Below are 22,989 nucleotides of genomic sequence, written 5' to 3' on the forward strand. Positions count from 1 at the left end.
TGAACAATATAAATGATGTTTCATTCATATTTATGTATGTACCATTTGTTGTTAAAAAGAATAATTCAATTCTTTTTAACACGATATGTAATCTTTCTATTAGTAATTACTATGCTACGCAAAAAACCTAATGTGAACCTACTATCATTTTGTATTTCAGCAATAATCTCAAAACTATAGATATTACCTCCCAAATCAATAGGTGTAGTGTTTATTGGTAATTCATCATTAAAAAAACCATCATTATCGCTATCCACAAGAATCCTAAGTAGGTTTGGGTTAATTGCACCAATACCAGAAAGATCAAAACGCATTTCTATAGTTCCAACATCTACAGTACCACCCGAAGTGTTTTTTTCACTAACTCTCCAGACTCTATCTAATCTGTTTGTAATTTTACTTGATACATCGGTAGTATTATCAAAAAGAAAGTTGCCATTATCATGTCCCCATATCAAAAACTCGTTATCATCTAAGGATGAAGGGTTCAGAATCCTTACTTCTCCAGTACCTTGAGAGTCTATATGAAGGTTTGATGCATTCACTCTTCCGATTCCCGCTACATCATAGTCATAATTACCGTTCGCAGCAATATCTTGTGTATAAATGTCATTCTCAGCACTTGTTAACCCATATTTTGCAGCTAAATAGTTTTCTATTATAATACGTTGTGCAGTATTAATTTTGGCATTAAACACGATAATTTCGGTTAGATCGCCAACGTAACCATTAGTACCCGATGTATTTCCTCCCAGATTGAAACGAAAAGAAGCATGATTCGTAAAAGATGTTGTATTTGCACGATTTTGTAGTAAAGTTCCATTCCTATATAATTGTTTACCGGTTGTTGGGCTTGCGTCATAAGACCAAAAGGAATAATTTGTAGTAAGACCACTTAGTCCTCCAACTTGTATTCGTGCATTCGTTCCACAACACACTCCAATATCAAAATATACGATGCCACTCCAAGGTATATGATTTGTAAACCTACTTGATCCAATTAATGGAGAAGTGGTATAGACACAAGATGTTTGGGTAGTATTATCTGCAACATTAACAATAAAAGAGGATGCTTGATTAGTAACAAAATTAGAAGTGGTTAAATTAAATCCAGTTTCCAATCGGTTAGAACCAGAAAAGCTTATAGCATCAAATCCATTAACGGCTGCTGGAACAATAGTTGGTCTCTGACCTCCGGTTTCACTCAAATCTAAATCTGAAATACCTGCCTGATTGGTAACAACATCAACCAATGTACCTGTTAAAGATACTCCCACGGAAGCATCGTACCATATTTTTAAAGTAGATGTGCCATCATTGGATCCCACTCCTCCAGGACCTGTTTGTGCAAACCCTATTTGGAATATAAAAAAAACAAAAAGCAACTTTTTAATCACAAGAGAATTGTTGAAAAATTCCCCACTAATTTAGATATTTATTTTCTTTTAATGAGGTTAAGACATGTATTTTTTAAAAACTGATTAATTAAGCTAATTCAATGTCGGTAGGCTTATACATTGGATCATAAAAATATAAAAAAAGCACGAAAATATACTAGCAAAAGTGCTAATACTCGCTTACAAATCAAGGTGTTTTTAGTAAGAAACTTAATGGGTATTATATTAAATAATTTTACCAGGTTTAAAAAAACAGGTTGATTAACCACTTTAAAAATAACTACATACAATAAATTAAAAAGGTAAGCGATATAATGTATACAAAACAGAATGTTTTATTACTTGTAAAAAGAGTTTCTAACATGTTTTTTTAATCTCAAATCATTATACACTAATCATCATGAAAACAACAACTCAAAAAAAGCAAATCTTCAAGAATATGCGGGTCTTGCTATTTAGTGGATTGCTATTAACTTCTACACAATCAATTTCTCCACACGGTACCGTAACCAGTCCACCTAGTCGCGTTTGGATTTGCTTTCAGGAGAATCCTGAAAGTCCAGATTCACCGGCATGTATAGATATGGTTGCTTCTCACGGTACACAAGCTTTATACGACTGGAATGAAGTAGCACGAATGGATGCCAACGGCATGCATCGAGACATCATACCGGATGGTAATTTAGCTAGTGCAGGACGACCGGATAAGTACGGAGGATTGGATCAAGTAAGAGACGATTGGGTGGCAACACCTGTTTCTCCTGGACCGCTCACAATTACTTGGTCGATTACAGCTCCTCACGCAACATTATATTATGAAGTGTATATTACCAAAGAAGGTTGGACTCCTAATCAACCGCTTACTTGGGATAGTTTAGAGCTTCTGGAACGTACTGGAGAGCTACCATTATCAGACGAAGATAATATCGAAGTAATCTTACCAGAAAGAACAGGTAAACATGTAATCTATAGTATTTGGCAGCGTTCACTTAGTCCAGAAGCGTTTTATTCTACCAGTGATGTAGATTTTGGTAATACGTTATCGATTGATGAGCTAAAAAAGCCTTCAGCCAACTTAGAACAAAATTATCCAAATCCATTTAGCGGACAGAGTACTATAAAGTATAGTTTAGAGAGTGAATCTGCAGTAAACATTAAAGTTTATGACATTCTGGGGCAGGAGATTACTACGCTTGTTGACGAAGTTAAAAATGCCGGAGAACACGAGATTATTTTTAATGCAGATCATATACACGGTAAAGGCGTATATTTTTATGTATTTAAAGCAGGAAACTATACGGAAACAAGACGTATGGTTATACAAAATTAGCAGAATATTAAAAATTCAAGAAAACTAGTGGTTTTGATAAAATTCTAGTAATTATTGCCTTTATACAGATACATTATTTAGGGATTTAGGTCCAAGAATAAAGAATTTGTATAAAGGCAATTTGCTTTGTAAAATATTAAGTTATCTAATTATTAAATAATTCTAGAGCACGATCTATCCCAGTATCTATTCCTTCTTCAAAATCTAAAGTTGAAAGAAATGGAACTCTATTTTCTTGATTTTCAGGCCCAATCCCTACTGATTCAAAAATGACTCCTTGTGGATCTTCATATACCTCATTAGATAAACCTATTTCTGCACCATTTGGTAATGTGTGACTAAGAACATTAGAAAAAGCTCCTGCTGTGTTCTCTCCCACAATAGTAACATAAGGTAAGTCTTTCATACATAAAGCGAAAAGGTCTGCTGCACTTATGGATGCAGGACTGGTAAGCAATACGATATCTCCGGTAAATTGAAAATCTCCTTTAGGACCTACAGAAACAGCTCTTTTTTCTGTAAAACTATTACCTAATCTAAATTTTTTGGTATATAAAAATCTTTCTTGATCCATAAAACGAGATACAATATCCAAAGCAGCCGTATCATGTCCTCCTCCATTAAAACGTATATCGATAATCAGTTTAGAAACTCCTGATGCAGAAATATCGTTCATAATTGTGTCTAATAAATCATTTAATGTTGACAACTCATTACTAAAATCATTTCCATATCCTGCCATCGTTAAAATATTAACGTATCCTATAGTATCATTGACCAATCCCCATAGTATATTCTCTCTTTCATCTATTTCAAAATCTCCTCCTAAATATTCTGTTACTATTGTTGTGGCTTTTTGACCCAAAAGATCTCCTAAATCATCTCCATTTTCTACAATAAAATCTCCACTTAAGTTGCTGTTGAATATTTCTAATAATTTTGGAAACCCGGAATCAATTTGAATACCATTTTCTTCATCGAAGATACTTACATGACCATCTTCTAATAAAAGAACTAAGTCTTCTAAAATATCATAAAAGTTATCCGTAGTCACTTGATCTCTTAAACTTTCATACTGCGACCAGTCTACATTTCTGGTTTCAAAAAAAGCATAATAATCATTAAAGATATTCCAGAAATGATCAAAATTCACCTTTGGATCATCAGTATCGGCTATCTGATCAGGAAGACAAGTTGGGTTTTGATTTGACAATCGAGTAAATTCAAAATCAGATTCATTTAAGTCTGTAGTTAATATCATGTCATTTGCACTTACTAGATTTGGAACAAAATCTTCTAGTTCAAAATCATCATCTATAATTGAGCATCCTGCGGTATTTATATTATAAACTGCATCATTTCCGTCTGTAAACTCCAAAATGTATCCTAGTTCTTCTGAGAACCAAAAACCATTGATCGAATCTTCTGCGGGAAGAGTTGGATTGTCATCATCCATTTGACAAGAAACAATTAATAATAACAGGAAGCATACGCATAGATTTTTAATAATTATAAAATGGATTTCTTTTTTGATAGTATGTAATATCATAATGCTAATTTTTGATTTTTATTAAAAGTAAAATGTAAGGAGATTCATAAAAGTTTTATTGTATTAAAACTGAAGAAAACATTAAAAACGATATCCAATTTTGAGGTTGAAATATGGTGTTAAACCAATTTCTCTTCCAGTGTTGTTCCCAAATCCAAGTCCTCCACCAACTCCAATTTCATAATTAAAATGATTACCAATATTCCTTCTAATTCCCCAGCTTATTGCTGTAAATGGATGATTTGATAAATTTCTTTGAGTATCTGTATCAACATCGTCATAAAAATAGTAACTACCTCGTAACGAAACATAGTTACCACTGTTACCATCTATTCTTTTGCCTTGTTTTGCTCGTTTGTTTAGATTATAGTACCACCTAGGTTCTAATGCTACTATAGGTAATGAGTAACCATTACCGACTTGGGTATCATTCCCATCTGCCCATAAACCAACAATCGCTATTCCTATTTCACTTCGTAAAGCTATTTGATTAGATAATTTCAATTCATTATGAACCCATACGCCCATAACGCCGATTTGAATTCCAAAGATTGATTTTTCTACAGATGCTTCTTCTGCATTTTGTGAAAATCCAGAATAAGAAGTGTAAAGGAATAATAAAACAAAAGCTACTTTTTTCATACTAAATATTAATTTAAAGGATATTATTAATTAAGACTAAGTAGTGTTGATTCATTTATATATTTTTTGATTCCCGATATAAAAGTATCAGAATCAAAAAGGAAAGAGAATGATTTTAGTGTTGGAGAAGTACTAAAACAGTAGGATTACACAAATTAGGACGTTTTTTGAAGTTTTCTATAAGCACCAGGAGACATACTTAAATTAGTTTTAAAAGTACTATAGAAAACACTCTTAGATTTAAAACCAGCTTCTAAGCCTATAGCCTCTATAGAATATTTATTAAATATTGGATTATGTAATAAATTTTTAGCGGCTTCTATTCGATATTCATTTACAAACTGAATAACACTTTTATTAATTTCTTGATTTATAATCTGTGATAAATATCCTTCGCTTGTTTCTAATCGAGTTGCAAGATCTAACCTGCTTAAAAGAGGGTTTTTATATAATTCCTCTTCTTCCATTAATGTATAGAGTTGAGTAATAATTTTAGAAACTGTGGTTTCATTTATTTGTTTTTTTATAGGAGTTTTATCGATCTTTCCTGAAACCAAATATCGATGTATTTCTTCTTTTTGAACAATGATTTGTAATCTGAATATTCCATAATACAAAACCCACCAGAATAAAAATGAAAGTGATATCCATAAAAAATTGGTAACATATTCTGAATCGTATATATATAGTTCAATATTAGACAAAAGCCAAACGATAATAATGCATATAATGAAAAGATTTAATCGTAATAACCAACGTCTTTTGTCTTCAGAAATAGTAGTGGCCTTTTTTATTAATCTCCTTGCCCAAAAGATTAAAAACACATTATAAGCAAAACCTAAAATGTCCTTAATGTCATATATTATAACATCAAAGTCAGAATTATAAAGATTAAAAAAAGCATGAAAAAAGGTAATAAAAACCTCAATTGCCAAAGAGCAAAAAAAAGGAATATAAAGCAATTTGTACCATCTTTTTTTTAGGTAGCTATGCTGAATTTGGATTAGAAAATAGGTAAACAAAGTAACGGTAACCAAAAATTCTAACATGATATTGTCTAAAAACTGTAAGACATAACCTTCTATGTCGTACCAACCTAAGAAGGTCAAACTTGTCAATAAGAATAAAGAAAAGGCTAGATATTTATTTGCACGATTCTTATAAAAAGAAGTCGTCACTAATGAGATACTTATAAAATATCCCATAATTCCACTTGCAATTACTATAAAATCTAGTATTGTTGTATCCAATCTTTAAAGAATTAATGGTATTAAAATTCAATGAGAAATATAAATTATTGTAGCACGAATGTTTCAGATACCAAATATTCTATACATCATACCAATAACTGTAAATATTCTGGGATGTTACACGAGTTTTACAATTAATTATAAAATCAATTTTTAATATCTACGAGTTCATCTAATTATTCAATTAGTAGGAGAGGAGTATAATTTATGTAAAATAATTATTTATGTGGTAGTATTTAATTCTTTAATTATTTCATTTAAAGATAACCTTGCTTCTTTCATAATGGGTAGAAATGGCCAAATATGTGGCATGTTTTCACCTTCAATTACTTTAATTTTCACCTGAGCTGCTTTCAACTTATCGACAACCAATTTTTGATCAGGATAGGTAATGTCGTTTTCTCCTAGAAATAGAATAGTCTCAGGAAATCCTTCGAAATTTCCGTATAACGGTGAAATCATCTCGTTTTTTAAATCAACATGTCCAGCACACATTTTTTTAGCACTTAACAATCCAGCTTTTGAGAGCATTGGGTCAATTACATCTATTATATCAATTTCTGAATTAGTCATAGATGAATCCATTACTGGCGAAACAAGAATTAGTTTATTGGGTAGTTGTTGCTTATTGGTAATTAACCTCTGTATAAGTGCAATAATTAATGTACCTCCTACAGAATCACCTATTAACGAAATTTGATTTGATTTGTAGTTCTTTAAGGCCTCATTATAGATTGAATTTACATTTTCGGAGATTTCAGATATTTTATGCTCAGGTGCTTTTGGATAGTTACACATCCATACGTTATAGTCAGTTTGCTTGGTAATAGTTTTGATTGTATCCCAATGATGTTTTGCTGGACCTGAAATGAATGCGCCTCCATGAATAAATATCAATAATTTATCTGAATCATTTTTTTGCCCTATTTCTGTTACTAAGGAATTAGATATTTTGAAATCTCTTGTTACATTTTTTTTATAAAAACTACCTTTTGGTTTATAAACATCTTCTTTTCTAAGTTTCTCAAAATCTACAGGATCCTTACTAAAAATCTTTTTTAAACCTTTTATTTTGATAACCGATAACGTCAGATAATATGTAAAACTTTGCTTCATTATTCTCTTTTTAGTAATTCTTAATAAACCTCATTCATATGTTCTTATGGGCTTTAGAATGATAATAAGTATATATTCTTAAGTGTACGATTTTTGTTGTTTCTAAATTAGGAGCGTATTTCACTTTAAAAGTTTGTCATTTCAATAACTTTTGTTTCATTATCTGATAATTTTATATGCTGCATTATCCCTCCGCCTATTTCATCCCAAAGCATAAATGCGATAACATAATAATCTCCTGCAGGCAAATCTTTAAATTCGAATTCTCCTTTTTCATTGCACATTATCTTTCTTGTTTTATGGTAACCTTCCGGATCAGGAACAAACTTTGGGATTCCATTTTCTATGTATACATAGCCAGAATCATCATTCTTGTAAATATGATTTAATCGTTCTTTGGTATAAGCAGAGTATGGATTTAATTCTATTCTAAAATCTTTTCCAAAACGGATATCTCCACTTTTTGACTTGAATTTTGCCACTCCCTTAATAGCAGAAGTTCCTGCATTCTTAAACCAACTAACTTCATCTTTATTAAATTCGTTTTCTATCTTTATTGTTGTTTCGTTTCTTGTGGTCTTATCTGCACAACTACAAAAAATAGCAGCTAGAGAAAATAATATATATCTCATTGGTTTTAAGTGTCTAATGGTTAATCGAAATTCTTTTTTATACTTTTTATTGTAGAATTAATTCTTTCTGCGTGTATTAATCTCACTTTTTCTTTATATAATGTTCCACCTAGAATAATCATTTCTTTCTTATTAAATCTTTTTCCAAGTCTATCATCAAGCATTACATTTCTCATGCTTCTCGCTATTCCAATCTCTTCCAAAAACTTATTCGGATGACCAGCTGTACAAATTACAATACCCTGAGGTACTCGTTTCATCATCTGAGTATTATCCTTTTCTTTATTTTCTCCATATGCATATCCAACAGCATAGACTCTATCAAACCAACCTTTTAACTTTGCCGGGCAATCGCTCCACCAGACTGGATATAAAAATATAATACAATCCGCTCCAGCAATTTTTTGATGTTCTTTTTTCACATCATTTGCTATTGGTAAATCAAGATTAGCAAAACCTTCTCGCCGATATTCTTCTTCACTCATATCAGTTTTAAAGTTCATTGCATATAAATCAGAAACCTGAAACTCAATTCTTTCTTTTTTTAGGTGTAATTCCAATTGCTGTAAAATCTCATAAGTATATGATTTTTTACTTGGGTGGCAATATATAATAAGAACTTTCATGTCTTTCTAGAATTAATTTTCCTTTGTAATTTATGGTTTACGAATCATAGCTATTCCTATCCATAAAAACCAAATTATTTGACTAACTCCAAAGATTTCTGTAAAAATATCTAATGGATAAATTGTTAGTATACCTGCAATCCCGACGAATATTCCTAATAAAGCCAAAGCTCTAGAAAATGCCTTATTATATAAGGTTATAATACTAATGAGTAATACCCAAATTCCACCAACAATCTCATTTCCACCACCAAGTCCTTCAGAAACAATACTTACACTAGACCATATTTGCATGGCATTTTCTGGTGATGTTATTCCAATTTCAATTATAGAATTGAGTCCAATATTTGTTATCATTCCGCAGGCAATTACCAATCCGACCCAAATAACACCAAAGATAAAAGCTAATTTAGATAGGTTTGGTGAATCCTTTTTTAGACGTTCATGAATTGCTAGTACTAATACCGCTAATAATATCCCAAATAATATATAGCTAGTGAAGTTTAAAATCGATAAGGTTATGTAATTCTCAGACAGAAAAATTAATTCTTCATTAGCACTTGCATTTTTATCAGGATATATTAAAACACCTCCATATATAATGAAAGCCATAATATAAATAATGGCTTCAAAAATTGAACATACTCCGCCTAACTTTTGTATATTTTTTATTTCCATTTTTTGTGTTTAGGTTATAACTTCAAAGATTATAATTTAGAAAACGAAAAGAATTGATATTTATCAAATAATGTATATGATTAGGTTTTAACCCATTATTTATTGTAAAATAAACATATCGTGGTAACAAAAATTATAGTTAATAGTCTATTCTATAACATATAAATACTATATAGACTAAAAAATGCAAAACTTAATAGAGACATTTAGGGAAATTGGAAATCTCTCTAAGGAAAATGAGAAAGCATTATTTAATGCGATAGAACGTATAGAATTCCCTTCAAAAACGATGCTTCATGAAACAGGTAAAGTATGTGATAGTATTTATTTTATTGAAAAAGGAATTGCCAGAACATTTTATTATAAAAAAGGAAAAGACATTACCTATTGGATTGCTCCAGAAAATGAATTTGTAGGGGCAATGGCAAGTTTCTTTTCTAGAGAACCTAGTAACAAAATGGTTGAAACTATAGAATCTTGTATTCTATGGAAATTTGAACACCATAAACTAGAACAATTATTTTCTACTAATCGTGAATTAGAGAAGGCTGCAAGATTATTTGCTAATCATGGAATTTCACTCTTAGAAAAACGATTTGATACGCTACATTTTAATACTGCAAAAGAACGTTATGACTTGTTAGTAAATCAGCAATCTGACATTTTGCAAAGAGTTCCTTTAGGAATGATTGCTTCATATCTAGGAATTACTCAAGAAACTTTAAGTCGAATACGGCATCAAAAATAGTTTTGGATGAAAATTAGAAACAAAATTATTCCCAGAAAACGATAGGATTGGACTTTTTAATAATCAAATATCAATAAGAAACGAAATTAAAATTATTCACAAAAAACAAATTCCCTATGGTTCAGAATGGATTGAAAATCTGGAAAATGATTTTAATTTAATGGTAGATTTTCAAAAAAATGAAATCATAAAATAAGATTTAGTAGAACGGAATAAAAATCATAAGTAGATTCTGTTCTAATAAAACTGACCTAAATTTAATAACAAAAGGAAGAATTTAAGAAGTAGAATTATAACTAAATTTAGCTATTATTTACATTAAAAAACCTCGCATACTAAGATACGAGGCTTTTATTGAGATACTAGTTCTTCAATCTAATTTTCTGTTTTCATTATCGAAAACACGTGTAATACTTAAATAATAATTTTGATTGGCTTAACTCACTTTTATTCTTTTATTATCTTAAGTATTGTACTAGTCCTTTTTCCGCTTACTTTTCCATAATAAATACCTGTACTAAATTCACTTATATCTATAATTTCATTATCGCTAGAAATTGATTTAGTAAGTACTTTACTTCCCTTGATATCATAAATTGTTATGATTGAATTTGAAGCATTTTGAATAGTAGCCGTTGTCTTTACAGGGTTTGGATATATAATTATATCGGATGTAATTTTAATAGTATCAATATCACTATTATTACTTCTCAAACTTGTATTGAATTCGATCCAGTTAACATTGAATAAATAACCACTTCCACCTGTAAATACTAAGTATACATCCTGTGTTCCACTAACATTACTAATGCCTGTGTTTACCGTAGTCCAATTCTGAAATCCACCGGTGTTACTTACATTAACAGACCCTATTAATGTTCCTGTAAGACTTCCTGTACGAACCTCTATAGTTCCTCCGGCATTTCTTGTCGCTATACGTGCATCCATATTAGAAATACCTGAAAGATTAATATTATCAAAGCGGAGCCAATCTCCATTATTTATCCACCCCACATTTTCTCCACTTTCTGTGCTGTTTTCTGTTTGAATGCCTGACATATCATTATAATCTTCTGCTTCTAAACGAATATCTACGGTAGCTATGGGAGTTATATACCATTGTAAATTCTGACTAGAAGAACTTGAGTTCCATAGATTAACATCTCTGCCTTCTACACCTCCTGATCCGCCATTGATTGCGTATCCAGTTGCATTCCTTTTAATCAGCTTATAACCACCATCAGCCAGAGCTATTTTTTGCCATTGTTGATTTTGATTGGTATCATTTGTTTCCCACAAGTATACGGTTTGATTATTCGCACCTCCGTCATCTCCATCAAGACTGTAATTGGTTCCATATTTCTGATAAGAATAATATCCATTTCCACGATCTATTTCGACCCAAAGTTGACCTTCATCAGAGGTGTCGGCAGAGGAGAGGGTTACATTTTGTCCATTCGTTCCGCCAGTACCTCCATCAATAGCAAATCCTGTAGCATTACGTTTGGTAATATGAACTAAAGTTTCATTTGTAGGGGAATTATCCAATATTTCGTAGTCAAAGGTTTCCCAAGTTCCATCAGCATTTCCTAAAGGAAAAAGAGTGCTGTTATCCACGTTCCAATTTGCTTGAACCCATCCATTATTGAATAGACTTTTCAGTGCTATTTGATTAGCACCCTTTTGTTCCCATCCAAAATTCTCCCAGGTTCCTGGAGCATTACCATTTGCACGAATTGCTGCATTTGTATTCGCGCCAACTACTTGAACGTATTTATCTGTAGCTACTGATCTAAGAGCGATGCATCCGTTAGTATGCTGTTCTACATAAAACAATGCTCTATCGGCTTCTTCTCCATTGGCAATAAGATTAGAATTGGAGCTATCAATAGTAATCCACTTTTGATCACCTCCAGATTTTCTAAATGCAATTATTTCTCCTATTGGTGCATCAGTATTACAGGTTGGAGTAGAAGGATTATCACCCCATCCTAATGTTTCTAAATCCTCGGTGGGAAATTCCGTCTCAGATTTTATTCTGATATTACGATAGTATAATTCTGCACCTTCAGATTGTATTTGTATTTGACCACTAGTAACTGCATTTCCATTCCAAGTAGCATCTTGCAGTGCATTTACCATAACACCATTTACATAATGAATCGCTCTATCACCGATTACAATAACCTCTAATAAATTCCATTGTCCATTAGGTAATTCCGGGTTTGATCCTGCTCTTATTAATGTTCCGGTATTTAGCGGAGCCATAGGTGTGAATGTCAATCCACCGTTATTCTCTGAAGGTATTAAGCCCCGAGTACCTGCTAAACCGATATAATCTCCCAAGTCACCTTCTTGTACCTGAAACTCCAAAGAAGATTTCCAAACATCCCAAAACGATCCATGTTCTCCGTTACAGTGATAAAGAATACCACTGTCTCTTAACTGGTTTAATCTAGGTTCCCATTTTAATTCTCCCCATTTAAACTCCATACTAAGATGGTAATTCTCATATTCATTTAAAGTGGTAAGACCACCATATACTTCTCCTGTGATATATAATTGTTTTTCTCCTTCAACTTCTATAACGGAATATACATTTCTAGGGTCATTTTCTAATCCCAGAGGAGTCCCTGAACCATTGGTTACATTATTACTGCTACCAGGTAAACCGGTAGTAGTATGTGGTACTCCCATCCATATTTCCCAACATTCTAAATCATTTTCCAGTAAGTCTGTCCATTGATTAGTTAATGTCGCGCCACAATCATTTATAATATCTGTATCCAGTCTGTTAGCAGTCCAAAGCACCGCCTTTTCAATCATTTGCCTAAATGTTTGATTATTCTCATAAGTACTTCCATTATGACCTAGTGCAGTATAAAATGACCTTCCACCATCGAACTCTTTTAACCAAGTTATTGGACGAGTGGCATCGTAACTTTGATTACCTGTAGCTTGGACTTCTAACAGGTTTTGATTTGTGTTACTTAATTGACCTCCATTAAGCTCCCAGTAGTACCATTCTTCTTCATGTGACCAAGTATCTCCAGCATTCCCAATGTGATCGGTAACAGGATGATTGACCAACAGATTCATAACTCCTGGTAAATTATTAGAAGTATGATTAGGACTTGTTTGAACAATTGCGCCAACTAACTCATTATACCATGGCCAAGTCGACGCAGCATTCGTACCTCTATAGGTATCGGTTGCAGAATGAAAACCAACAAAACCACCTCCATTTTGTACAAAGGATTCCATGGCGGCTTGTTGACTATCGTTTAGAAGATCACCACCAGTTGTATTAGAAAAAACTATAACTTCATAATTGGCTAAATTTTCCGTTGTAAAAACAGATGCATCTCTTGTGGAATCTACAGACCAGGTATCATGACCGACATTAGATCCCAATTCTTCCAACATTGTGATACTGGCATTTATCGCACCCGTATGTCTAAATCCATTAGTTTCATGAAAAACTAAAATATTAAAATCTTGGCCATATGTAAACTGAATCAACAAGGAAAAAAAACAGACAGCTAACAGGAGCACTTTATTTTTAAATTGAGATATCTTTTTCATAATTTTTACTTTAACTAATTTACTTCTTTATAATTTTTAAGATCGTTTTATCCTTTTGTGATAACACCTTAGCATAATATAAACCAGTTGGTAAATTGCTTAAATCTATAGTTTCAGTGTTATTAGCGATCGTTGCACTATATACTTTTTTACCATTTACATCATAAATACTAATAACAGAATCTGCTGCTCTCTCAATAGTGATAGTATTTACTACTGGGTTTGGATATAACATTACTGCTTCATCTGCAGAAAGTTCTGGAGCTTTTGTATCATCAATGGATGTAATAATCCAATGTAAATTTTGTGATGTACTTGATGAATTATACAATTGTACATTTTGGCCATTCGTGCCATTAGAACCTCCATCAAGGGCATAACCAGAAGCATTACGCTTGATAAGCTTATAGGCTCCTCCGCCTACAGCTACTTTTTGCCACTGTTGGTTTTGGTTATTTTCTCCACAAGTCCATAAATATACGTTCTGTCTATCGGCTCCTCCGCCATTACCATCAATACAATAATTGGTGCCTTGCTTTTGGTAGGAGTAATAGCCATTACCACGATCAATCTCAATCCACTTTTGGTTGACATTGTTTTGATTGGCCTCCCATAGATATATATTCTGTCCATCAGCACCGCCACCCATACCATCAATAGCAAAGTCTGGTGCGTTACGCTTGGTAATATGTACAATATTCGTTGTATTCACCTCAGTAATGGTGAAAGACTCCCAAGAACCATCTGAACTGGTACTCATAAAACGAACTAAACCTTCTCTGTTGACCTGCAAACGTTGACGTCCGGCAGGACCATCTGGCAAGGTTAAGAAATGAGTGTCTGAACTGGCTCCTTGCGTAAAATTATAATACGTGAAAGAGCCGGAATTAGCAGTTGCTTGCATGTCAGCAAACTCAGTGTTATCAGTCCTAAGCCTAGGGAGAGAACCTCCTGCTGCTCGTTGTATATGCCATGATCCATTTCCTTTAGCAATAAACTTCCATTCTACATCGTCTCCCGTAGTATCCGTTGAGGTGGTGTACGGTTCTTCACTTGATCCATTAGCAGCTAATCGTAAATTATGTATAGGCACATCAATGTAATAAGTTTTATTTGGGTCTGGATCGAAAGAAGAATCATTACAAGCTGTAACATTAGTTCCAAGTGAAGCACATTCACACGGTTCTTGATTAAGGCTCGATACATTAATCACTGTATTGGATCCATTGCTAGAATCAATTACATTTCCAATGGAATAAATCGTTGAATTTGTAACATTACTAGATAATGTAATTGACTGCTTAGTCATATTACAAAGTAAAAGTCCAGAAGTAGCTTGATTACCTACCTTTATAACCAAGTCTTCATCAAGAGCTTGCCCATCACGTTTCCATAAACGAAGTTTATGATCACTACCACTAATAAGCGCAAGTGCTGTTGACCCTTGAGGACGCATATAACCATTATCTGGATCAAGTATTTCCATATCTGCTGTAACCTCTTTACGAGCACCAGCGAGTTCCAAAACCGTGGAGTATGCTGCATCAGCTTGTATATTCTTAACAACAGCATAAGAAGGAATATCCAAAGCACTAGCATCACCCTCACCTCCGTTACTACTATTCCAAGCACCATTACAAGCAGGAACACCATGTCCTGCAGTACCCTTAATTGTCATACCATCAATTTCAAGGCCTTTACTTGCAATACCAAGTGCAACGCCACTGCGAGCTCCTATCACATAAGCATTACGAATTATAAGGTTTTCAATAAGATCTTGATTATATCCACGAAAAGCATCTTCAGTTAAACTAAATTGATAATTGTTACGAATAGGAGATGCCTGAAATCCACTATCTAAACTTTGGCATTGATCTAGGTTATCAGTGTCAAAATAATCAAAGAAGACATTGTTATCTGAAGTTCCTGTTAAAACCGTTCCGTTATAGTTTAGTCCAAAAGGCACACCATTCCTATCGATTCCGTCAATACCATTTGCTCTAAGATCATTAGTTGATCTAGATTCTGCAATAACAGTAGCATTTTCTATGACAACATTGTTAATTGGTCCATCAAAGAATAAAGTATGACCAAATGCACTATGATCAACTAAAACATTATTGAAAGTACTGTTAGTTAATTTTTTTAAGACAACACCACTCTTTTTGCCAAGACGTGACCCTGGTAGCATACCAGTACTACTTCCTGTTTTTCCATAGAGAGATCCAAAACCATAAGGGTGAGAGTAACGAGCTTTTAAGGTAAGGTTTTCAAAATGATGTTCACTACCTGTAATTTCCAATACAACTCCTCCGGAAACATGAATATATACACCATAAGTATCGTTGTTTCCTGGTAACTCCTGTAAATTAAAACCAAGCCAGGTATTATTTGTACCTCCAAGTCTTACAAGAGTTCCATGTGCCAAATTTGGCATTTCATTTATTATTGTTGAGTCAAACGTAAATGTTACTCCAGTTAAGTCGAATATGTTATTGTTTCCTGTAAAGTCGAAAAGTCCTGGCCAAGAACCCCGTGTGCGAACAATCCAATTTCCACCCTCGAACAATGTTTTTGTTGAAGAAGAAATGTGGTATGTGCCAGGAGCCATTTTAATATTTTGATTACTAGCATCCTGAAGTTCAATAAACTCTTCAAGACTCGAAATGGTTCTCTGGGCAAGAATGACTTGCGAAACGATTAGGCTAAATAAAAAGAATAATACTGTTTTTTTCATAATTTGTGTATGTTAGTAAGATCATGTACTTTCTATTGTTTCAATTTTTTTACAATAGAAACATTTTGCGCCCCCTTTAATTTTATCATAGTAAATACGTCATATCGATAGTATTACCAGATCCTATACAATTAATAACTCTTGAAGTACTTGGTAAATACTCTAGATAATGGGTAACCGATTCCAAAATAATCTCTTGATTATTGTTTAGAAATGGTCTTTGAAATTCTTTTAATGAATTGACAACGGTTGTTTGTGCATGTTTAGAATAAACAGGATACGACGAAACCATTAGAATAATCAGTATTGTATAATGGTAATCTTGTTTTAGTTTTTTGTAGCTTATTTTCAATAGGCAATGAGGGCGTATAGCTTTCATTAGGTAGTTTTGGTTAATAGGCTTTAGGAGATTAACCAAATAAAATTGGTCAACCAATTATCTAATATATATAACTATTTAGTATTGCAGAACTGTTTTTTAGAATTCGTAAGCAATCTTTTAGAATATGATGGTAATGCAATGAAATCAAAGACTTAAATCATTCCAATTCGAATATTTTACCTGTATTGATCTTACTTATGAAATTTTAGTAAGAAATAAACGTATCGAAATCAAACTACCTTTTGTATAATTCTCTATAATTTCTAAATAATCATACCAATCTATTTTATAGCTTAGTTTTCAGATTATCAAATTGTTGCCAAAACGAATAAGTAGAGTAGTATAATGTAGTTTATCGTTTGTTTAGTTTGCTTATTTTTTTACAATTTTGAATACTGTTTTTGTATTGTCACCATTCACTTTGGCATAATAAACTCCTGTAGTCAACTTCCCTAAATCTAAGTATTCTTTTTCACTAATAATAGTTTGTGTGAACACAGTTCTACCATTTACATCATAAATACTAATAATAGAATCTGCTGCTCTCTCAATAGTGACAGTATTTGCCACTGGATTTGGATATAAACTAGGTGTAAGAAGTTTATTATCATCTACTGAAAGCAAAGTGTCCTCTGAGAAGCTAAAAGAATCGATATCTAACAAATATCCCGAACCTCCAGAAAATACGAAGTAAATGTCTTGTACTCCAGTTACCAAAGAAATATTTGTTGAAACCGTTTCCCAGCTAGTCCATGATCCTGTATTCTGAACTTCTAAAGTTCCAAGCAAATTACCCGTAACACTTGTTTGTCTTACTTCGATAGTTCCACCTGAATTTCCACTAGACACCAATGCAGATATTGATGTTGCTCCTGAGCTAAAATCTATTGCTTCAAACTTTATCCAATCACCATTTTGTATATAACCCACTGCATCACCAGTAATTTGTACTCCTAACATATCGCAAAAATCTTCTGCTTCAATTTGTGTAAATGCATCGTGACTGTCACATGGTTGAACAATATCGTTACAATCATCAGCATATGTAATATCATTGTTAGCACCATTATCAGTTACTGGCCCACAGCTAATTATTGTATTTCCACTGGCAGATGATTCTAGAATAATACGGTATTCTGTTTCGTTTACAATGGTAGAGTTATCGCCTGTGACTACAATGGCACGTGTTTCGTCGGTATCCAATGGACCTGGCGTTCTATGAAAGATAATGTTATGGTCATTTCCTAGAATATCAGCTATGTTATGAGGACCAATAGCATTCGGAGAAGGTATAATGGTCATTTCGATATTTTGACGAGAGCGACTTAAACGAAAGTCACTTAAGGGAGCATACGTAAAATTACCACTTGATCCAGTTATTGTTCCACCTGCAGGCATATTGTAGTTAGTCCCCCCAGAACCACAGTCTATAGCTTGACTATTTGTAACTATTGCACTAGAAGCTAAGTAAAGACGAATACCGCCTCGCATTTGTTTTACTGTACAGTTTTCAACAGTTACGCTTCCAGTATTATTATATGAGCGAATTCCATCTTCAGAAAGAGGATATACATGATTATAAGGAATATCATAGGATTCTTCAAAAGGAAGTCTCCAAGAACCGTCACCTGTTGGAAACTTGTAGTCTGTTAGATAAGGTAGATCATAGGTTTCTGTATCATTGTACATATCGTCACTCAAGCGCATTCTACCTTCTATATAACAATTTCTAATTGTTGTTTCTGTAGCTCCACTTTGCATAAAAATACCATGTCCAAATGCATAGTGATACATTGTAATACCATCTAGGGTATTTCCAATTCCTCCTCCATCACTTCCTGTAATTAAAATTCCACAACGCTTGCTCAAACCAAAGGTGTTTTGGGAGCCAATACCATACTGACTTCCGTAACCATAGGGAAAGGACCCTTTTACAATCATTTCAAGACCTTTTACTAAATTCTGATTTCCCGTAATTGACATAATAGGATCACCTCTTAATCCATACGCCAGATTATCTCTATCATTATTATAAGCACTAAAATCAGTCACTTCCTCCAAACCATTTCTATAGAAATCTTCAATAGCACCATTTCGTAGAACATTGTTATCACCTGAAATAATAAAATAGACCTCCCTAATAGAGCCCACCAAGGTATTAATATGTGCCCCAGTCATATCTATAGTATTACCAGATCCTGTACAATTAATAACCCTTGAATTACTTGGTAGATCCTCTAGATAGTAATTACCTGCTTCCAAAACGATCTCCTGATTGTTGTTTTGAACCGCTATTCGAAATTCTTCTAATGAATTAACAACGGTTGTTTGTGCATTTGTAGAATAAGTAGGATACAATGACGCCATTAAAATAAGGAGTATTGTATAATGGTACTTTTGTTTTAGTTTTGTGTTATATATTTTCAATAGGATGTGAGGACATATAGTTTTCATTGTATAGTTGGTTAATAGGTTTTATTGGATTAACTAAATTAAAAATTGGTCAACCAATTACCTAATGTATCTAACAATTTAGTATGGATACATGCTTTTTTAGAATTCGTAGGTAATTTTTTAGAATATGGAGATGATGTAATGAAATCAAAAACTTAAATTATCCAGATCCGAATATTTTACCCGAATTGATCTTACTTATGAAATTAATAGTTGACTTTATTCTAATAACTTGTTTAACGATATAAAACATTAACCTTGTTGTTATAGCTATAATTATAATAGGGTTATCTTATAAATTTCTTCTTTTAGTAGCAGGTTTATTAAAAACTTTTGTCCAAAAAGGAATTAAAATATAAACCATAGACGGTACTAAAATAAGAGTAAGAATTAGTGTTCTTAAAAGAGTTGGTAATTCATTCAGCATATCACCAAACAACAGCATTATTGTGGTAATTGCCGGATAAATCGCTATCCAAATAATCAACATGCTTTTTAGCTTTTTCATTTTAATCTTGTTTTATAAAACCCAATACATCCGTATTAAATCTTTTTGACTCTTCTACCATTGGCGAGTGACCACTTTCCTCATAAATAATAGTCTTATTGTTAGGTATCAATGTTTCAAGAATCTTGATAGTTTTCATAGGAACTACAGCATCGTGTTTTCCGTGAATAATTAAAGTTGGAACGTCTATTTTGTGTAAATCATCTCTCAACAAATCTTTTTTGGCAATTAATGATTTTATGATTTGATAGACAGTGTAGCCATCATTCCAACTCAGCTTCTTTGTGAGCATAGTTTTTAGATTATCATCACTTAATAATTTTGAATTTTGGAAGTAAATCTTTTTTACATATCTCTTCATATCCGCTAATGTCGAGGGATTTGCAAAAGCGTAAATCGTTTCTGCATTAGCATCTTCAGGTAATCCAAGAAGAAATGCCGGATTTACTAAAATGAGTTTTTTAACCTTTTCGGGATGTGTTTTTACAAATAGTGCCGAAATCCATCCACCCATAGAATTTCCAATGAGGGTTGCCTTTTTAATCTTCTTTTCTATCATAAATTGATTAAGAAATTCTACTAAAGTCGCTCCTCGATATGACATCATAGGTTTATCCGAATTCCCAAAGCCTATTAGGTCTAAAGCGATTACGTTATATGATTTTGACAATGAATCTATGTTATATATCCAACGTTCGTAATTACTACCTAAACCGTGCAATAATATTAAGGTTTCTCCTTTACCTTTTTCAATATATTTAAGTGTTTGCCCAAAGACTTCTACACTATCTAATCGTCTTATCTTTTCTTCTTGGGCATAAATGGATACTGTAGTAAATAGTAGTAATAATGATGTGATTTTTATAGTTTTCATAGCTTGTCATTTATGTTTTTATAAATCTCTAATATCATTTGCTCTCCTTCTTTTCCAGAAACGCTGTTTACGTGCTCCATATCGATAAAGCCTTTATAACCTTTGTCATAAATATATTTTAGAATATTCTGGTAGTTCATTTCGCCAGTTCCAGGTTCACTTCTTCCTGGGTTATCTGCCATATGCATATAGGTGATTTCATCCCAAGTTTTGTTCAAATTGTTAATAATGTTACCGTTTTCAATTTGTACGTGGTACATATCAAAGGTTAGTTTAATTGATGGACTGTTTACAGCTTTAACAATTTCGTAGGCATCTGTTACTTTTGTAATGAAAGTACCTGGAAATTCTCTGTCATTAATAGCTTCAAGACCTAATATGATTCCTGCTTTTTCTGCTTCAGAAGCTATAACTCTTAAATTCTCAATAAAATTTGCTTTCTGATATTGCCTCTCTAGTGTGGGGTTGCTTTTACCAGATAGCAAAGTCAAATATTTGCCTTCGACACGTTTTGCCACTTCTATAGTTTCCTTAATCTCTTTTAGTATTATTTCTTGCACCTTTGATGGTTCTGAAACTAATGTTGAGTCTTGCCAAGTTGTAGTATTATGCACAAAAGAACCTAGTTGCATTCCTTGCCTTTTTAATTCTTCTGCAATAGCAATTTGTTGTTCGACAGGTCTTATCTTCATGAAATTATCTTCTATCCCCTTAAAACCTTGAGATGCGATAAATTGAATCTGGGCAATTGGGTCTTTACCAGCGTGATTGACAAACATCCCATCTTCAGTACTAGTTAATCCAATGTGTGGTGTAAATTTTAATTTGAATTCAGTCTTATTGGTATGTGATGTTTTGTAAACTTTGAAGTTCCCCTTTTGTAAATCAATACCATCATTTAAACTTGGAAGTCTATGGAATTGTGCTGTGGTGAAATATATGTTTCCATCTTTATCAAAATCGATACTATCTGGCCAAGAAATTTCTGAACCGCTTACAACCGTTGAAAGCTGTTTTGTCACTAAATTATATTTTGAAATAGCATTGCGTTCTAAGTCTGTAAGGTAAATGTTGCCATCCTTAAATTTTATACCATCTGCGATAACGGTGTTGTTTACAAGTTCAACCTTATTGTTCAGCTCTTTTGAGTCAAGTGAAAAATCATTTAATAATTTAGCGTCAATACGCATTAAAACTGAACTTCCTGAAAATGGTCTATATTGATAATAGATAAAATCATTTTCAGAATCATAAGCTATACCGTCAGTAGCATAAAAATTTGAAACTTTGTTCAGAACGATCCCTTCAACGACAGGTGTTTTTTGATTATCGTTTTTTGAATGGGTTGGTTTATCTAAAACTTTTCTTTGGTTCCCTGTATTCAAATCAACTGTTATAATACCACCATCTATACTATCAGTAATGTAGGCAAAGGATTGGTTTTTGTTTATTCGTACATCATTCAAATAACTCATTTTAGTAAGAATGGAATTATCAATAACAACAATATGTTTTACCGTGTTACTTTTTAAATCTACTTGAATTAATTTAGCGCCATCTTTGATAACGCCTTTTCGCTTTGGTGAGCCGGTGTCCAAAATCCATAAATCATTTTTAGCATCAATGGTTAAGCTTTGAACATTGATAAAGTGATTATTGCTTTTTTCGAAAACAAGGCTTTTCTCATTCCAAGTGGCATTTGGAAAAGGTTGCTGTGTACCATCTTCAAAAATTTCTAATACCGAATTGGTATGAGAATTTGATGAGTAACTTGAATAAGGAAGGTTTGTAAAAATACGTCCTTCTTTTGATACTGCGACTGCTGTTGGTCTATTCTCTTTAAATGAAGCAACCTCTTTTAATTGAAATTGTTCTTGGGCGTTTAAGCCGATGATTCCTATCAGCATTAAAAATATAGTTATATACGTCTTCATTGTTTTATTTTTTATTAATTCTAGTATCTTTTATAGGCCCTGCAAATTCAATGACATTACCATTTAAGTCTTTTATAAAAGCAACACGCCTTTTGTAAAAATTAAGTGGATAGGTTTCTGCTTTTACAAAGGTTTCAATCCCTTTTTTATTAAGTTGATGCATTGCTAAATCAATATCATCTACCTGAAAGCAAATGTGTGCAAATCCTTGGTGCGAAAGGTGTTCGCCAAAATCTCTAACTTGCTTGTTGTTTTGAGTACTGCTTTTATCTCCTATAATTTCTATTCTAAAATCTCCATTGCTTAGGTAGGCCAAGTCTAGATTGTCCAATCCTTTTACTTTCCATTGAACCTCGACATCAAAACCTAATATATCTTGATACCAATCTATAGTCTCTTCAAAATTACTTACTCCTAAAAGCAGGTGGTCAGCTTTAAGTGTTGATAATCCTTTATCTGATTGCTTTTGGTTATTTACATTGAAACTATAGATTCCAAATGCAGCTATTATTAATAAGATTGCCATTATTACTCTTTTCATCATTTC

18 protein-coding genes are annotated in these 22,989 nt (G+C 32.8%); 2 read left to right on the forward strand and 16 right to left on the reverse strand.

Annotated elements, in window-relative coordinates; translation table 11 throughout:
• Positions 1-65 precede the first annotated feature (65 nt).
• Positions 66-1,397 carry a hypothetical protein gene (locus Q0910_RS13375; protein ID WP_299217339.1) on the reverse strand — a complete coding sequence of 444 codons (1,332 nt, stop codon included), beginning with the start codon at positions 1,395-1,397 and terminating at the stop codon, positions 66-68.
• Between the two features lie 400 nt (positions 1,398-1,797).
• Between Q0910_RS13375 and Q0910_RS13380 the strand changes: the two genes are divergently transcribed.
• Entirely contained in the window at positions 1,798-2,727 is a 930-nt protein-coding gene (locus Q0910_RS13380; RefSeq protein WP_299217342.1) for a lytic polysaccharide monooxygenase, read from the forward strand.
• Positions 2,728-2,872: 145 nt separating this feature from the next.
• Here Q0910_RS13380 and Q0910_RS13385 read toward each other — a convergent pair whose 3' ends face one another.
• From Q0910_RS13385 to Q0910_RS13415, 7 genes are all read right to left on the reverse strand, one after another.
• The gene (locus Q0910_RS13385) at positions 2,873-4,276 is read right to left on the reverse strand and encodes a S41 family peptidase (protein WP_299217345.1); all 1,404 of its coding nucleotides are present in this window, start codon (positions 4,274-4,276) and stop codon (positions 2,873-2,875) included.
• An 81-nt stretch (positions 4,277-4,357) separates the two neighbouring features.
• Positions 4,358-4,918, reverse strand: coding sequence for a hypothetical protein (locus tag Q0910_RS13390; protein ID WP_299217348.1), 561 nt, complete (start codon positions 4,916-4,918; stop codon positions 4,358-4,360).
• A gap of 155 nt (positions 4,919-5,073) precedes the next feature.
• Positions 5,074-6,168, reverse strand: a complete 1,095-nt coding sequence (locus Q0910_RS13395; protein ID WP_299217351.1) for a helix-turn-helix domain-containing protein — start codon at positions 6,166-6,168, stop codon at positions 5,074-5,076.
• A 222-nt stretch (positions 6,169-6,390) separates the two neighbouring features.
• A complete protein-coding gene (locus tag Q0910_RS13400; RefSeq protein WP_299217354.1) occupies positions 6,391-7,284 on the reverse strand; it encodes an alpha/beta hydrolase in 894 nt (297 codons plus the stop codon).
• Positions 7,285-7,409: 125 nt separating this feature from the next.
• Complete coding sequence (locus Q0910_RS13405; RefSeq protein WP_299217358.1) at positions 7,410-7,916, reverse strand: hypothetical protein; 507 nt, start codon at positions 7,914-7,916, stop codon at positions 7,410-7,412.
• A gap of 20 nt (positions 7,917-7,936) precedes the next feature.
• Positions 7,937-8,542 carry an NAD(P)H-dependent oxidoreductase gene (locus Q0910_RS13410; protein ID WP_299217361.1) on the reverse strand — a complete coding sequence of 202 codons (606 nt, stop codon included), beginning with the start codon at positions 8,540-8,542 and terminating at the stop codon, positions 7,937-7,939.
• 30 nt (positions 8,543-8,572) lie between these two features.
• The gene (locus Q0910_RS13415) at positions 8,573-9,220 is read right to left on the reverse strand and encodes a hypothetical protein (RefSeq protein ID WP_299217364.1); all 648 of its coding nucleotides are present in this window, start codon (positions 9,218-9,220) and stop codon (positions 8,573-8,575) included.
• Between the two features lie 184 nt (positions 9,221-9,404).
• Between Q0910_RS13415 and Q0910_RS13420 the strand changes: the two genes are divergently transcribed.
• Complete coding sequence (locus tag Q0910_RS13420) at positions 9,405-9,968, forward strand: Crp/Fnr family transcriptional regulator (RefSeq protein ID WP_299217367.1); 564 nt, start codon at positions 9,405-9,407, stop codon at positions 9,966-9,968.
• 447 nt (positions 9,969-10,415) lie between these two features.
• Here Q0910_RS13420 and Q0910_RS13425 read toward each other — a convergent pair whose 3' ends face one another.
• The 8 genes from Q0910_RS13425 to Q0910_RS13460 all read right to left on the reverse strand — a co-directional run bounded on the left by Q0910_RS13425 (position 10,416) and on the right by Q0910_RS13460 (position 22,983).
• Positions 10,416-13,553 carry a ThuA domain-containing protein gene (locus Q0910_RS13425; RefSeq protein ID WP_299217369.1) on the reverse strand — a complete coding sequence of 1,046 codons (3,138 nt, stop codon included), beginning with the start codon at positions 13,551-13,553 and terminating at the stop codon, positions 10,416-10,418.
• Positions 13,554-13,572: 19 nt separating this feature from the next.
• Positions 13,573-16,290 (reverse strand): RICIN domain-containing protein, encoded by a 2,718-nt coding sequence (locus Q0910_RS13430; RefSeq protein WP_299217370.1) that lies wholly within the window; start codon positions 16,288-16,290, stop codon positions 13,573-13,575.
• 85 nt (positions 16,291-16,375) lie between these two features.
• On the reverse strand, positions 16,376-16,669 hold the full coding sequence (locus Q0910_RS13435) for a hypothetical protein (RefSeq protein WP_299217373.1): 294 nt from the start codon (positions 16,667-16,669) through the stop codon (positions 16,376-16,378).
• A 375-nt stretch (positions 16,670-17,044) separates the two neighbouring features.
• Positions 17,045-19,126: a carbohydrate-binding protein gene (locus Q0910_RS13440; RefSeq protein ID WP_299217376.1), complete on the reverse strand. Its 2,082-nt coding sequence runs from the start codon at positions 19,124-19,126 to the stop codon at positions 17,045-17,047.
• Between the two features lie 292 nt (positions 19,127-19,418).
• The gene (locus Q0910_RS13445; protein WP_299217379.1) at positions 19,419-19,634 is read right to left on the reverse strand and encodes a hypothetical protein; all 216 of its coding nucleotides are present in this window, start codon (positions 19,632-19,634) and stop codon (positions 19,419-19,421) included.
• Position 19,635: 1 nt separating this feature from the next.
• Positions 19,636-20,508, reverse strand: a complete 873-nt coding sequence (locus Q0910_RS13450) for an alpha/beta hydrolase (protein ID WP_299217382.1) — start codon at positions 20,506-20,508, stop codon at positions 19,636-19,638.
• On the reverse strand, positions 20,505-22,442 hold the full coding sequence (locus Q0910_RS13455) for an L-dopachrome tautomerase-related protein (RefSeq protein ID WP_299217385.1): 1,938 nt from the start codon (positions 22,440-22,442) through the stop codon (positions 20,505-20,507). Before Q0910_RS13455 ends, Q0910_RS13450 begins: the two co-directional genes overlap by 4 nt.
• A 4-nt stretch (positions 22,443-22,446) precedes the next feature.
• Complete coding sequence (locus Q0910_RS13460; RefSeq protein ID WP_299217388.1) at positions 22,447-22,983, reverse strand: VOC family protein; 537 nt, start codon at positions 22,981-22,983, stop codon at positions 22,447-22,449.
• Between the last annotated feature and the right edge of the window lie 6 nt (positions 22,984-22,989).

It is taken from the genome of uncultured Aquimarina sp. (genome assembly GCF_947495315.1).
In the GTDB taxonomy this organism is placed as follows: Bacteria; Bacteroidota; Bacteroidia; order Flavobacteriales; family Flavobacteriaceae; genus Aquimarina.